We start from the raw sequence: 13471 nt of genomic DNA on the forward strand, positions 1-13471 counted from the left end.
AACTATGAATTATCAATTACGAATTATATTGACACCCGATTAAATGATTCAAATTTTAGAACCTGTTTTTGACGAAGGGAACTAATTGCTAAAACTAAAATACTTACAGTGATTCCTAAAACAGCATAACTCGGTAGGGCGAAAATAGTTACTTTCATAAAGTATGGCAATTCTCCTGCTTTCACCTTCCAATGCTTTGCTAGAGAGTGGATAAGCCAGCCATGAATAACTGCTGTTTGCATTGCAACACAGCAAACTCCTGCTAACCAAACAGACATTCTTTTCCTAGAGAATTTACAATGTCTGATCTGATATAGCAAATCATTTAGTAAAAAAACAGCAGCAGGTATTAACATCACAGAACTAGTGTCCTGTGAATAGTTGATGCTAATACTCAAGCAAGAAATTAATACTATTTCTGCTAAATAGATTTTTTTTGACCAAGCTGTAAAAGATTGTTGTAGATACAAATACCGACCGACACAACTAACGAGTATCAGAACAATTATATTTGACAAAAGCTGGGCAAAGAATGGGTTATTAGGGAATAATCTTGGACCCACAACCATCAAATCGAGGCGACTGATCGAAATATAAGGATTAACTGATGGATCTTTTAGCCAGAGTGAAAATCCCTGAGTAGAATCTGACAGGAATTGTGTCAAAGAATTGCCCGTCAAAACTAGACCTAAAAGTGCTAGAGAAGTGACTGTAACAACAGATACAAAAACTAGAGAAAACCGTTTTTTAAGTAGAAAATACAAAACGAATAATACAGCTAATGTTGGTTTACAAAGGGCAAGTCCCAAGCAAATTCCTGCTAGAATATCTTGATTTTTTCTAGCCAAGATAAACATCCATAAGATCAGAACTACAATAAAAATAGCAATATTACCAACTTGAAAATCGCGAACTAAGCCATAAATTAAGGCAACCGAGATTGTGCAAATACTTTTCAAAGCTCGTGACTTCGACTCCAGCAGGATGTTTGCTCCCCATAAGGCCAAACCAATTGCTAATATATGCATCACAATCGAGATTTTAAATGCATTATCAAGTGAAAAATCACCGAGAAACCAGATAAGAGGAATAATATTAGGTGGATAGACAAACGGTGGAAGAGATCCACACACCTTAGTTATGCTACAGAAAGTTTGGTTAAAAATCTCGACATTAAAGGGACTCAAATGCTGATGAGCCAATTTACTGGCTACATAATACCACTGAAAATCCCAAAAAGGCGGATGTGGTTGATTTAGGAAATAAATTAGCCAACCTGTATAACAGAGAAATCTTGTAACGACTAATACAACGACTGCTTGAATAATAAAGTTAACAATTGGTTTACGAAAAAATTTTATCAACTGTTGAATCACAGAAGATTTTAAGAATAAAGAATTTTTCCAGGCTAACTGTTCATCATCTAATCGCCAATTATTCTTAAGAACCCAAGTAACTAAAATTAGTATAATCAGGTTCCAAAAGCCAAAGCTGATCATTAGAATTATCTCAATAATTATTTTTGCGTTTCCTAAATAATATCGCCAAAAACAATTGTGATAATAAATACTTAAGTATTTTCATAATCACCTTACAAAATTTTGACAATTACTCCCTTCCTGCCAAAATAATCATTAATAAAAAGCTGAAAACAGGTATTTACGTTGATATACAACATAATGTACGTAAGTTTTATAATTTTTGCATTTTCTTTGGTAAAGATTGCTTAATCTTACTTGTTAGATAAAGCGTCGCTCAATAACTCGCGGTGCATTAATGCCCTATCTACTAAAGATTGTATTTGCTCAGATGATAATGGATCGCCATTAGCGTAATGCTCCATCCAGGTGAGACTAATCAAATTGGAGTCATCTGGTAAACTAACTAAATCCCATCCTGGCATTTCCAAGTCTTCCATGAGACGATTTACTTTCGGGTCATAACTGAGAGCAAAGCAGCGACAACCAACAGATGCAGCCAGAATTAAGCTATGGAGGCGCATCCCAATCGCCATCTCGACACCGCGAAATACACCTTTCAAAAGTTGCGGATCTTCTAAACACAAAATTTTGCTAACATCTTTAAGGTGTGGTTGAATAGCTTCGGCAATACTTAAATCTTCACTTTTTTGAAACGGCAGTAGTAGAATAAAAGCCTGCGTAGCTTTTTGAAAGTCAACCAAAGCACGAGTCAAATTTGCCAGACGTGTTTCTGTAAGTTGGGGATGCGATCGCAACGTTATCGCAACTCTTGGCGCAGGTAAATCCCAAAGTCCAGGTACTGGTTTAGATTCCAATGCCCAAACTGGGTCAGGAGCTATAATACAAGGAATTTGCCAATCAGATAATAAAGCCGCACTGGCGCGATCGCGGACACTGATTTTGGTACAATTACTAAAGGTTTGCTTTGCCAACCAACGAGTTTGCGGACGCACTAACGGGCCAATACCCTGCGCCCAAGCAACAGTTTTCAAACCCATTTTCTGCGCTAATGCCATCAGTCCCCCATAATAAAATGGGCTGATAGTACTGGTAACATCTTGAATGAGACTCCCGCCGCCCCAAATCAAGGCATCACAAGAGCGTAAAGCTTGTAGTACAGCTAAGGGAGCCATGCGATCGTAGGTTTCTACATTGTAGCGATCGCGCGTTTCCTCTGGATTACCAGAAAGCACCACAGGCGTTACCTGAGATGGTAACATTTGCAAAAGCGTTGCCAACAAAGCTTCGTCACCACCATTACCTTTACCGTAATACCCAGACAATAACGCCCGCATCTTGACCATTTTGGATTTTGAATAAAAGGATTTTAGATTTTAGATTATCAACTTTTCTCTAATAAAATTGACGGAGTGTCCGCTACCCTCCCAACTAAAGATAAATTTTCTTATGGGAAGATGATCTTATAGAAAGACAAGAGAACTAAATTACTCTTATCTTTTGACTTTTGACTTTTGACTTTTGACTTTTTATGCACGCCCTTTCGATTCCCACCTGGATTATTCATGTTTCTAGCGTTATTGAGTGGATTATCGCCATTTGGTTAATCTGGACTTACGGCGAACTCACTAATAACCGCAGTTGGTGGGGATTATCCCTTGCCATGTTACCAGCTTTAGTCAGCGCGATGTGTGCCTGTACCTGGCATTATTTCGACAACGCCGAATCTCTGGAATGGTTGGTAACACTTCAAGCTACCATGACCTTAGTTGGTAATTTTACGCTTTGGGTAGCAGCTTTTTTGATTTGGCGTTCTACCAAGTCTGTTAACACTGTTGAACCAAAACCTATTAAATCAGAGCAATGATTTCTAAAGAAACCCTGTTTGCACTTTCACTGTTTCCCTATTTAGGTTTCTTGTGGTTTATCAGCCGCAGTCCGCAAATGCCGCGTTTAGCGCTGTATGGATTTTACGGTACTCTCGTCTTTGTTGCCATCACCATCCCGGCGGGGATTTATGCCGTATTGCATTATGGCAAGTCTTTAGCCAATGTGGATTGGTTGCACGGTAGTGCAGAACTATTTTTGACCCTTTCTAACATCTTGCTTGTGCTGGGTTTTGGGCAAGCTGTAAGGCAATTAAAAATGAAAAATGAAAAATAGTAAATTCAGCGATAGATAACGTTTTGATTGCAATGAGGAAGAGTTAGATGGACGTAATTCCAGCGATTGATTTACTAGAAGGCCATTGTGTGCGACTGTATCAAGGAGACTACGATCGCTCGCAAGTTTTTAGCGAAAATCCCGCTGATGTTGCCAAACAGTGGGTAGATGAAGGTGCTACTAGATTGCATATAGTTGATTTAGACGGTGCTAAAGCAGGTAAAGTAGTAAACCTGGGGGCAATTGAAGCGATCGCTCAAGCAGTGTCAGTACCCATTGAAATTGGTGGAGGATTGCGCGATCGCACCAGCGTGCAACAGGTATTCAATCTAGGCATACAGTGGGCGATTCTCGGCACTATCGCCGTAGAACAACCCCAGTTAGTGCAACAACTCTGCCAAGAATTTCCCGAACAGATTATTATCGGTATTGATGCCCGTAACGGCAAAGTAGCAACTCGCGGCTGGTTAGAAACCTCGGAAGTTTTAGCAACTCAACTGGCTGTACAAATGCAAGAATTGGGTGCAGCCGCCATAATTTACACAGATATCCACCGGGATGGTACGCTTACAGGGCCAAATTTAGAAGCTTTGCGAGAACTTGCAGCAGCAATTTCCATCCCGATAATTGCTTCTGGTGGGGTAAGTTCTGTCACCGACTTGTTGAGTTTGTTGGCGTTAGAACCTCAAGGCGTGACTGGTGTGATTGTCGGACGTGCTTTGTATACTGGGGATATTTTACTCAAAGAAGCATTACGAGCGATCGGGCCTGGGCGGATTCAGGATATTCCACCAAATCTCGGTTTTTCTAGCTTTGCTTGACATTTTCTGTCTTTGCTAAGTTCCCAAATGCAGTCTATTTGTAGACAAAAGTTTTGTTCGGCGTTGCTGATTAAATGTATGAATTTTGGAATTGCTAGTCTCTAGGACTTACGCATTGACAAAGACAATGATATGTGCATTAAAACTGATGGGCAAAATTTAAGATGCGATCACTAATCAGTAGGGGCAATGAAATGGCAGATAATACCTAATGTTGGGTTGATTTAGGGTTCGGACTATCAGAGCTATTAGTAAGCCATCCACAGCAAAGTGCAACCTCGACACTTACACTCTGTTCTTGCTGGCAGAATCAAAATATTCAGGTTGTACACGTTTAGTAGAAATTTTGTCAGGATTATCTCATGATAGTGTCAAATGACGTAAAGCGTCATTCCTGCATCTTGCGGTTTTTGGAATATATCTATTTCTTGTAATTCTGCGTTAGCGAAGCTCACCGAAGGTATCGCCATTTCTATATACTGATTTTTCATTGTTCGTTATTAAACAGATATTTCTACCCGTATTATCTCGCAGTCTTTTTCAGAAATCAAATATGATTCCTATATCCCTCTTCCATCACTCTCAGAAAACAATAATCGAAGCAGAAAACTGAAACTATTACTCAATCAAGGTTTGAGGCTTTATTTTCTAATAGAAATTCAAAAATGTAGCCAAAACTCGGAAAGCAAAGTCTCGTAAGCCTTGCAGCGATTGCTTTCTCCAAGACTGATGCAAGAGGGATATATCCAGTTGTTTAGCAACAAGAGCAAAAATTTATAGTGGAATTTCAATGAAAAATTCTGTACCTTCACCTAAAGACAATTTGTGTCATCAAACCAGCTTTATTCGCTTTAGGCTTGCAACAATTTGTGTTGATATAGCCTATAAGTTCTCTGTGCTGCTTCTGGGATTAAATCTTAATGAGTCAGCCTCTCGATACCCTCGATGAACCAGCGTTCTGCAACCATTGTAAAGTTGTTCACTGATGCGATATCCGGGAATACTGACTGTAGTGGTATTCATACTGCTAAATCCTAATATTTTATGGATTTAGTATTCCCAGATGGGTGAAGCAATTCATCTCCACAGCTTTTTGGAGTTTGCTCTGGGCCTTGCGATCGCTTATGCTAAGTTCAGTTTGATTTGCATTATCTTCTGTGGACAAAAACCGCGAACCGTTGATCAGTCTGGCACTTTACCACGCCTTTAAATGGTCAGTTGTCAGCCCCATGCTTCACGCTTACTTTCGGGGCCAGATCTATGGTGCGGAAAATGTCCCCAGCTCAGGGCCGTTACTAGTAGTGAGTAATCACGCTAGTTACTTCGACCCGCCAATTGTCTCTAATTGTGTACGCCGTCCAGTAGCGTACATGGCTAAGGAAGAGTTATTTAATATTCCCATTTTGGCACAAGCGATTAAATTGTATGGTGCTTACCCGGTGAGTCGGGGAAATACCGATCGCAATGCCATCCGTGCCGCTCTACAATATCTCGATAATGGTTGGGCTGTTGGTGTTTTCTTGCAAGGTACTCGCACCCCAGATGGTCGAATTACAGACCCTAAAAGAGGCGCATTGCTGCTGGCGGCGAAAGCAAAAGCCCCAATATTGCCAGTGAGTGTGTGGGGTACTGAGAAGATTTTGCAAAAAGGATCGTCCTTACCTCGCGTAGTTCCGATCACAGTTAGAATTGGTAACTTGATTAATGCTCCTAATTCTTCTAGTAATAAAGAGGAATTGGAGAATTTAACACAAAAGTGTGCCACAGTAATTAACGAAATGCATGATTTAGGAAGATGAGTTAGACACGCAACAGATGTATGCTTTAGGAAGGTAGCGATCGCTATGAGGTTGATCTAATCTTAAAAACTAGCTTTTTATATCTTAATTATGAATTATGAATTATGAATTACGTAATCTGCTTCTCGCCTTTGGCGAGTATTAGGAATTATTATGAGCGGCTTTGAAGCCAAGAGTTTTTGGGAGCGACTAAATAATCTGGCATTAGTTCGATTTTTGCTTTTAGTTGCTTCTGGCTGGGCAATTGTACAACTTTTAGCTTATTTTGAATCGGTCATTGTTATTTTTACATTTGCGGCAATTTTAGCTTTTTTGCTCAGTTATCCTGTACAAGGGCTGCGGCGTTATTTGCCCCACGGTATAGCTGTTGGTGTCGTTTTCTTGCTTAGTATTGTAATTATCGGCAGTGTGATAATTACTGTGAGCTTAACGGTTTTATCTCAAGGACAACAATTAATTAATAGTATAACTGCATTTTTAAATTCTTTAGTACCTTTATTTGAGGGACTAGAAGGTTTGTTAAAAAACCGTAATTTCCAGATAGATTTAAGTTTTATTGAAGAACAATTGCGGAATCAGGCTGTATCAACTCTTGTTAACAGTTTAGCTATTTTACAAGGGTTTATGACGAATTTTGTCACTTTTATTTTGATTGCAGTGGTGGCTTTTTTCATGTTATTAGATGGAGAAAAATTATGGAATTTTATTTTGAAAATAGTTCCAAAACAGCGCCGTAATAGATTTACAAATATAATTAGAAAATCCTTTTTAGGATTTTTTAGAGGTCAGTTGCTATTAAGCGCATTTTTAACAATTTCAACATTCTTAGTGTTTTTACTATTAAAAGTACCTTTTGCTTTGATCTTGTCAATAATAATCGGAATTGTTGATATAATTCCTGGCATAGGCGCGACATTAGCAGTAAGCACAGTTACTCTATTTGTATTGTCTCAAAGTTTTTGGTTAGCAGTAAAAGTATTAATAGCTTGTATTGTCCTCCAGCAGATACAAGATAACTTGATTGCGCCCAGAATTATGCAAGGTGCGCTAAATCTTAATCCTGTAGTGATATTTTTTGCTTTACTAGTAGGGGCTAAAGTCGCAGGATTATTAGGTGTTTTTATATCTATTCCCATCGCTGGAGTAATTGTGTCTTTATTTGAAATTGATGAAATGAAATCAGAAGTTTAATTATTAATCATTTGTCAGGAACTGGGAACTAGTGAATAATGTAAAAATAGCCATTTACAAATAAACATTGAGAAGTAATGTCGGATTTAAGAGCGGAATTAACAGAAATTTTGGATGAGGCAGAGTGGGAGTGGCTAATTCCTCATGTACAACGAGATGCAGTAATTTTGGTGGCCCTTGAGCTAGACTTGGTGGATGTTGGAGTAGCGATCGCCAGCGATAACATTCCATCAGTGGAACAGTGGATTGATAAACAATTGATTACCAAACCCACGATAGTACAAGTGGGAGAATGGAATGGCGCTCGCACTAAACGATTTAATACTCTCATCGTTCAACCTTACGTTCTGGTTCAAGAAATAGTTGCTGCCTAATTCGTTTCTTTGTTGTTTTTGATGGCATATTTTCTCAGAAAAAATAGTTTAATGTGCCAGTTATTACTTGGCTATTGCCACGGACTAGCTGGCTGATTGAATTGAAGGAAAATTTTCTCCTTTAAGATTTATCCATCTAAGAGCTAGAATTGTTACCATAATTTCAGATTAGATGTTGAAACCTTGATCCAATCTGAAACCTTAGAATTATTAGAATGGCATCGCCTCTGCCAGCATCTTGCCACCTTTGCGGCAACGAAACTGGGGGCAACAGCTGCGCGTAATCTGAAAATACCCGATTCTCAGATCCAAAGCCAAGAGTTGTTAGAGCAAACCAAAGAAGTCTACCAACTGGAAACTCGCCTGACCACAGGACTGTCATTTGAGGGAATTCAAGATATTGGCGATTCCTTAGAACGGGCAGAACGTAGTGGAGTTTTGGCAGGAGATGAACTGTTAGCGATCGCCACCACCCTCGCTGGTGCCAGAAATTTGCGCCGTGTGATCGACAATCAAGAAGATTTGCCGATATTGACTAATTTGGTTGCCGATTTGCGGACTTATCCAGAACTAGAACAGGAAATTCACCGCTGTATTGATGAACGGGCCCAGGTAACTGACCGTGCGAGTCAAAAACTGGGAGAAATTCGCACAGATTTGCGGCGATTACGCAGCCAAATTACTCAAAAGCTGCAAAATATATTACAGGCAAAATCTGGCGCAGTTCAGGAACAACTGATCACACAACGGAGCGATCGCTTTGTTATCCCTGTAAAAGCACCCCAAAAAGATGCCATCCCCGGTATAGTCCATGATACCTCTACCAGCGGTGCCACCCTGTATGTAGAACCGAATTCAATAGTACCCTTGGGCAACCAACTGCGGCAGATCATCAGGAGAGAGCAAGCTGAAGAAGAAACGATTCGCCGTATTTTGACAGAACTTGTAGCCGCAGTCAAACCTGATTTAGAGAGGTTGTTAGCGATCGCTACCACTTTGGATCTGGCAACCGCTAGATCACGATACAGTTATTGGCTAGGAGCGAACCCTCCACGATTTATCCAGCGTGAAGACAGGGAAATCATTACCTTGCGGAACTTACGACATCCTCTGTTAGTGTGGCAACAACAGCACGAACAAGGACAAGCAGTAGTTCCTGTAGATTTACTGATTAGTCCCCAAATTCGGGTAGTAACAATTACCGGGCCAAATACTGGCGGTAAAACTGTAACCTTAAAAACCTTGGGGTTAGCAGCATTAATGGCCAAAGTGGGTTTATTTGTCCCCGCCCGCGAACCAGTAGAAATACCTTGGTTTGATAAAGTACTGGCAGATATTGGCGATGAACAATCCTTACAGCAGAGTTTATCCACATTCTCTGGACACATCCGCCGGATTAGTCGGATTTTGGAAGCATTGAGAACTGGGGAAGCAGAGGAGCATGGGAGCAAAGGAGCAGAGGGGGAACTTCCTAGTCCTAACTCAGCACTCATATTACTTGATGAAGTCGGCGCTGGAACCGATCCAGTAGAAGGTAGCGCCTTAGCGATCGCTTTGTTGCAATATCTCGCCAACCATGCCCAGCTAACTATTGCCACCACTCACTTCGGGGAATTAAAAGCCCTGAAATATGAAGACGATCAGTTTGAAAATGCCTCTGTAGAATTTGACGAAAGTACTCTCTCACCTACCTACCGTCTCCTGTGGGGCATTCCCGGACGTTCTAATGCCCTAACCATTGCCCTGCGCTTGGGATTAAAACCAGAAGTTGTACAACAGGCAAAAACCCAAGTTGGAGAAGCCACAGATGAAGTTAACCAGGTGATTGCTGGCTTAGAAGCGCAGCGCCGCCGCCAAGAAACCAAAGCTGCGGAAGCCCAAGTTTTGTTGCAGCAAGCGGAACGTTTATACAAAGAAGTATCCGCAAAAGCCGCAAGTTTAGAGGAAAGGGAAAGCAGTTTACGGGCTTCACAGGAAGTAGCAGTGCAGCAAGCGATCGCCCAAGCAAAAGGTGAAATTGCCCAAGTAATCCGCCGTTTGCAGAAAGGTACGCCCACAGCTCAAGAAGCGCAGCAAGCAACCAATGCTTTGAATCAAATTGGCCAGCAATATCAGCCAGCAACGCCAGCAAAACCAAAAGTTGGGTTTATGCCCAAGATAGGCGATCGCATTCGCGTTCCTAAATTGGGACAGATAGCAGAAGTGATCGCCGCCCCTGATGAAGATGGCGAGTTAAGCGTTCGCTTTGGGCTAATGAAGATGACTGTAAAGTTGCAAGACGTAGAATCTCTAGATGGTCAAAAAGCCGAACCAGTCGTCAAACCCAAACCAGCCCCAGCAGTAGTAACCCCGCCACCGCAAAGTGTCCCAGAAATTCGGACTTCGCAAAACACCATCGATTTGCGTGGTAAACGGGTAGCTGATGCCGAATACATTTTAGATAAAGCCATCTCGGAAGCTACAGGCCCAATCTGGATTATTCACGGGTATGGTACTGGTAAGCTACGACAAGGAGTTCACGCCTTTTTGCAACAGCATTCTAAAGTGAACAATTACGAACTAGCAGAACAAGCAGATGGCGGTAGTGGTGTTACTGTTGCTTACATAAAATAAAGAGCAGAAAATTTGCAATGTTACTTGAACTCAATCAACTAATTGTTAGAGCCGGTCATCAGTTGTTGATTAAAGATGTCTCCTGGTCGGCATACAAACGCATTTTAGCAGAATTGGGAGACAATCGCACTTCTCGGATAGGTTACAGTCAAGGAGTGCTGGAAATAATGGCTCCATTGCCAGAGCATGAAGTAGCTAAAGTTATTATTGGGGACTTGCTAAAAGTTTTATTAGAAGAACTCGATCTGGAATTTTGGAGTTTAGGTTCTACAACTTTTGATAAAGAAAGTATGGATGCTGGAGTAGAACCTGATGATTGTTTTTATATTCAAAATGAAGCTAAAATTAGGGGCAAGGATAGAATAAATTTAGAAACTGACCCGCCTCCAGATTTGGCTATTGAAATTGATATTACTTCTCGCACTCGTTTTAATAATTATCAAGCGTTGAGAGTACCGGAACTGTGGCGATGGAATGGAAACAAGCTGGAAATAAACGTGCTTTTTGATGGTAAATATATAGAATCAAATACCAGTTCTATTTTCCCAAACTTCTCAATTTTCCAAGTAATTCCCAAATATTTAATACTGAGTAAAACCAATGCAGAAATGCGACCATGAAAGCATTTCGTGCGTGGATAAGACAGCAAATTAGCAGCCAGATTTAATTGAAATAGAATCCATGAATTTCTCAATACCTAGTTGACATTTATGAAAAGCAGCTATCCAATTTTCAGCCTTAACCAAACTGTATTATTTTATAGATTAAATTTTTGTTAGTAGGTGCAAGTATATAAAAAGGTTATTTAATACTAAGGTAATCCTGGTATAACTGACAGTAGAGCGGTCTAGTGTGCGATTATCGAGTTCTAGATCGGTGAGGACTGTTTCTTGATTTACTACAGTTTGTTGTCCTACTCATATCAGCATATAACTGGGTTGACACACAACAGCGACAGTATTGAATTAGTTAAGTATTGTCTTTATAAGCAAAATGCTCCTCTGGTTTTAGAAAAGCAACCTTTAGAGTTAGTCGAGACTGAGTAGCTTCTTTTGATACTGGGGTAACACTATGCCAGGAGTTATCTGAACGTATTAAAACTACCGAGGTATTAAGCAGTGGTGGAACTTCCTGATACACATCTTCAGCTTGTTGAGATTTTAAGATGCGTAAACCACCTCCCCAGTTCGAGTTCCATTCTCGATTAAAATAAAATATTTGCACTAACCGGATAGGTTCAGCATCAACATGGAGAAGGCTAAAGTTTCCTATTTGATAACGGAAGAGGTAAATATACATCAAATCGTTCATTAAGTTCAAGCCTGTCAGTTCAAAAAGAGCGGCTCGATAAGCTGTTGTCCGTAGATCGTCAACAAGCTCCTGCCAGCTATTACTTAACTTTGGTGGTTCTATAGAATCTTGAGTTTCGTCAAAAACTGGCTGGATATGAACATGATACGGCTGCTTAAAACCCTCTTAAGGGTAGTTATCAGCTAATTCCAGACTCTGTTGCCATGAAAATAAGTTTTTTAACAAAGCCCAGCGATAAGGTGTGGCTTGCATTGAAGCTGTAGAAATAGTGTTGAAATTCAGCATAAAACCAATTTTGATAAGTAGAACGATGTGGAAAAACCAAACTATGTTAAGAAAAATTAAATATACTGAAACCCTTTTTCATCCAGCCTTCTGCTTCCTGCTTCCTGCCTCATTCCAACGATAAATATTCACATCGATCTACTTAAATTAAACTTTTTTGATTGGACATAAATACTTAAAAAGATCATCTAATGCGAGATTAGCAGCAATTGAACCATTGCCTATCCAGTGAAGTCCGACTTGATAAACATGACCTTGCTGCACTGCTTTTAACTTCGACCATAAGGGAGTAGCTTGCAGTTGTTTTATAGCTTTCTGGTGGGTGTCAATTACTGCTTTTGAAAAAGAGGAGCCAGGTAAAACAACAAGAATAATATCTCCATCAATTTCTAAAATATCTTCTTCTGAAATATTAGATTCCCCCAAGCTAATTATTTTAAACCAGTGATCGGATACTTTAATAGTTGGTAAAACCATTCGTGCTAGACCAACCTGCTGTAAAACACTAATCGCAAAACTATCTTTATCCCACTGAAGTACTCTGATAATTCGCGCTCCATAACCAACATTAATCAGTGAGACTTTAATAGAAGAAAGTCTAGCACCGATAGCAGTTTTTAATGATAGTAAACGAAATTTGTAATCACTGATGACTTTTTGGGCGCGATCGCTTTTACCCAAGATTGTCGCAACGCGTATAAAGTTGTCCTGCCAATCCTGAACACTGTTGATGTGTATTAGTACAGTTGGTGCAATATGTGATAATAAGGGATAAATATCCTGATGGGTAACATCTAAACCTAAGATTAAATCAGGCTTGAGAGCCAAGATTTTTTCTATATTTGTCGGTAAGAAACCAACATCTACAATTTTTTTAGCTATCAGTGAGTCAATTTTTAAATCAGGTTTTAAATCAGAAAAAAATATTTTTGGCGCTCCAATTGGTATAATTCCAACAGCCAAGGCATTATCTAAGCACGAATCATCTAAAATAACTACTCGCTGTGGATGAAGGGGAACGATTGTCTTACCCAAGCTGTGATTGACAATGTGGTCTGTATTAGTTGCTCTAACAGGATTTTTTGCCAGATTATATGTCTGTTGGAACTTATAGCTGTAACCCAATACAACCAGAAACATAATTAGTCCAATTAATAGCAGTCGCACTAGTATATTCACAGTTTAAAACTCCCAGCCCAGGCTCAACTGTGCTTCAAAGGGAGCACCTGGATTCACTCCTACTGTACTACCACCTGTGGCTGATTCGTAATAAAGAATATCAAACAAATTCTGGAGATTAAGTTGCACCCGTAGCTGATTGCGTCGGTAGTAAAGGGAAGCATCGGTACGGAAATAAGAAGGTAAGACATAAGTATTTTCCAAATCTCCATAGCGATCGCCCACATAAAAAAGACCCAATCCACCACCAAATCCTTTCAAAGAACCTGTTTGAAAAGTGTATGTTGTCCACAAAG

13 protein-coding genes and 3 pseudogenes are annotated in these 13471 nt (G+C 40.0%); 9 read left to right on the plus strand and 7 right to left on the minus strand.

Features of this window, described 5'->3' with window-relative positions:
• Nucleotides 1-23: 23 nt before the first annotated feature.
• Together V7K56_RS15085 and csaB are read right to left on the minus strand one after the other, a co-directional pair.
• On the minus strand, nucleotides 24-1376 hold the full coding sequence (locus V7K56_RS15085; protein ID WP_334911695.1) for a glycosyltransferase family 87 protein: 1353 nt from the start codon (nucleotides 1374-1376) through the stop codon (nucleotides 24-26).
• A 356-nt stretch (nucleotides 1377-1732) separates the two neighbouring features.
• Complete coding sequence (gene csaB, locus V7K56_RS15090; RefSeq protein WP_334911746.1) at nucleotides 1733-2776, minus strand: polysaccharide pyruvyl transferase CsaB; 1044 nt, start codon at nucleotides 2774-2776, stop codon at nucleotides 1733-1735.
• Nucleotides 2777-2970: 194 nt separating this feature from the next.
• Here csaB and V7K56_RS15095 point away from each other — a divergent pair, with 194 nt between their 5' ends.
• The 4 genes and pseudogenes from V7K56_RS15095 to V7K56_RS15110 all read left to right on the plus strand — a co-directional run.
• Nucleotides 2971-3306, plus strand: coding sequence for a DUF2499 domain-containing protein (locus V7K56_RS15095; protein WP_334911696.1), 336 nt, complete (start codon nucleotides 2971-2973; stop codon nucleotides 3304-3306).
• The gene (locus V7K56_RS15100) at nucleotides 3303-3602 is read left to right on the plus strand and encodes a DUF3593 domain-containing protein (RefSeq protein ID WP_334911697.1); all 300 of its coding nucleotides are present in this window, start codon (nucleotides 3303-3305) and stop codon (nucleotides 3600-3602) included. Before V7K56_RS15095 ends, V7K56_RS15100 begins: the two co-directional genes overlap by 4 nt.
• Nucleotides 3603-3649: 47 nt before the next feature.
• Complete coding sequence (gene hisA, locus V7K56_RS15105; protein WP_334911698.1) at nucleotides 3650-4423, plus strand: 1-(5-phosphoribosyl)-5-[(5-phosphoribosylamino)methylideneamino]imidazole-4-carboxamide isomerase; 774 nt, start codon at nucleotides 3650-3652, stop codon at nucleotides 4421-4423.
• A 238-nt stretch (nucleotides 4424-4661) separates the two neighbouring features.
• Nucleotides 4662-4796 (plus strand): annotated as a pseudogene (locus V7K56_RS15110) (IS701 family transposase); the annotation flags it as partial.
• Nucleotides 4797-5305: 509 nt separating this feature from the next.
• Here the strand turns inward: V7K56_RS15110 and V7K56_RS15115 are convergent.
• On the minus strand, nucleotides 5306-5446 hold the full coding sequence (locus tag V7K56_RS15115) for a hypothetical protein (protein WP_334911699.1): 141 nt from the start codon (nucleotides 5444-5446) through the stop codon (nucleotides 5306-5308).
• Between the two features lie 134 nt (nucleotides 5447-5580).
• Here V7K56_RS15115 and V7K56_RS15120 point away from each other — a divergent pair, with 134 nt between their 5' ends.
• From V7K56_RS15120 to V7K56_RS15140, 5 genes and pseudogenes are all read left to right on the plus strand, one after another.
• Entirely contained in the window at nucleotides 5581-6222 is a 642-nt protein-coding gene (locus V7K56_RS15120) for a lysophospholipid acyltransferase family protein (protein ID WP_334911700.1), read from the plus strand.
• Between the two features lie 153 nt (nucleotides 6223-6375).
• Nucleotides 6376-7413, plus strand: a complete 1038-nt coding sequence (locus V7K56_RS15125; protein WP_334911701.1) for an AI-2E family transporter — start codon at nucleotides 6376-6378, stop codon at nucleotides 7411-7413.
• A 77-nt stretch (nucleotides 7414-7490) separates the two neighbouring features.
• Nucleotides 7491-7787 carry a DUF2288 domain-containing protein gene (locus V7K56_RS15130; RefSeq protein WP_334911702.1) on the plus strand — a complete coding sequence of 99 codons (297 nt, stop codon included), beginning with the start codon at nucleotides 7491-7493 and terminating at the stop codon, nucleotides 7785-7787.
• 183 nt (nucleotides 7788-7970) lie between these two features.
• Nucleotides 7971-10400 (plus strand): endonuclease MutS2, encoded by a 2430-nt coding sequence (locus V7K56_RS15135; protein WP_334911703.1) that lies wholly within the window; start codon nucleotides 7971-7973, stop codon nucleotides 10398-10400.
• 17 nt (nucleotides 10401-10417) lie between these two features.
• Nucleotides 10418-11067 (plus strand): annotated as a pseudogene (locus tag V7K56_RS15140) (Uma2 family endonuclease).
• A 302-nt stretch (nucleotides 11068-11369) separates the two neighbouring features.
• On the opposite strand, the gene V7K56_RS15145 reads toward V7K56_RS15140, so the two are convergent.
• The 4 genes and pseudogenes from V7K56_RS15145 to V7K56_RS15160 form a co-directional block, all read right to left on the minus strand.
• Nucleotides 11370-11711, minus strand: a complete 342-nt coding sequence (locus tag V7K56_RS15145; protein WP_334911705.1) for a 2OG-Fe(II) oxygenase family protein — start codon at nucleotides 11709-11711, stop codon at nucleotides 11370-11372.
• Nucleotides 11712-12143: 432 nt separating this feature from the next.
• Nucleotides 12144-13175 carry an iron-siderophore ABC transporter substrate-binding protein gene (locus V7K56_RS15150; protein WP_334911706.1) on the minus strand — a complete coding sequence of 344 codons (1032 nt, stop codon included), beginning with the start codon at nucleotides 13173-13175 and terminating at the stop codon, nucleotides 12144-12146.
• A 3-nt stretch (nucleotides 13176-13178) separates the two neighbouring features.
• A complete protein-coding gene (locus tag V7K56_RS15155; protein WP_334911748.1) occupies nucleotides 13179-13304 on the minus strand; it encodes a hypothetical protein in 126 nt (41 codons plus the stop codon).
• 36 nt (nucleotides 13305-13340) lie between these two features.
• Nucleotides 13341-13469: pseudogene (locus V7K56_RS15160) on the minus strand (TonB-dependent siderophore receptor); the annotation flags it as partial.
• Nucleotides 13470-13471: the final 2 nt, after the last annotated feature.

The sequence above is a fragment of the Nostoc sp. genome (assembly GCF_036917535.1).
Lineage (GTDB): Bacteria > Cyanobacteriota > Cyanobacteriia > Cyanobacteriales > Nostocaceae > Nostoc.

Bases quoted from the DNA above. Each gene is read 5' to 3' on its own strand.
- csaB (WP_334911746.1), bottom strand. From the start codon at position 2,776: ATGCGGGCGTTATTGTCTGGGTATTACGGTAAAGGTAATGGTGGTGAC.
- V7K56_RS15095 (WP_334911696.1), top strand. From the start codon at position 2,971: ATGCACGCCCTTTCGATTCCCACCTGGATTATTCATGTTTCTAGCGTT.
- V7K56_RS15100 (WP_334911697.1), top strand. From the start codon at position 3,303: ATGATTTCTAAAGAAACCCTGTTTGCACTTTCACTGTTTCCCTATTTA.
- hisA (WP_334911698.1), top strand. From the start codon at position 3,650: ATGGACGTAATTCCAGCGATTGATTTACTAGAAGGCCATTGTGTGCGA.
- V7K56_RS15115 (WP_334911699.1), bottom strand. From the start codon at position 5,446: ATGAATACCACTACAGTCAGTATTCCCGGATATCGCATCAGTGAACAA.
- V7K56_RS15125 (WP_334911701.1), top strand. From the start codon at position 6,376: ATGAGCGGCTTTGAAGCCAAGAGTTTTTGGGAGCGACTAAATAATCTG.
- V7K56_RS15130 (WP_334911702.1), top strand. From the start codon at position 7,491: ATGTCGGATTTAAGAGCGGAATTAACAGAAATTTTGGATGAGGCAGAG.
- V7K56_RS15145 (WP_334911705.1), bottom strand. From the start codon at position 11,711: ATGAACGATTTGATGTATATTTACCTCTTCCGTTATCAAATAGGAAAC.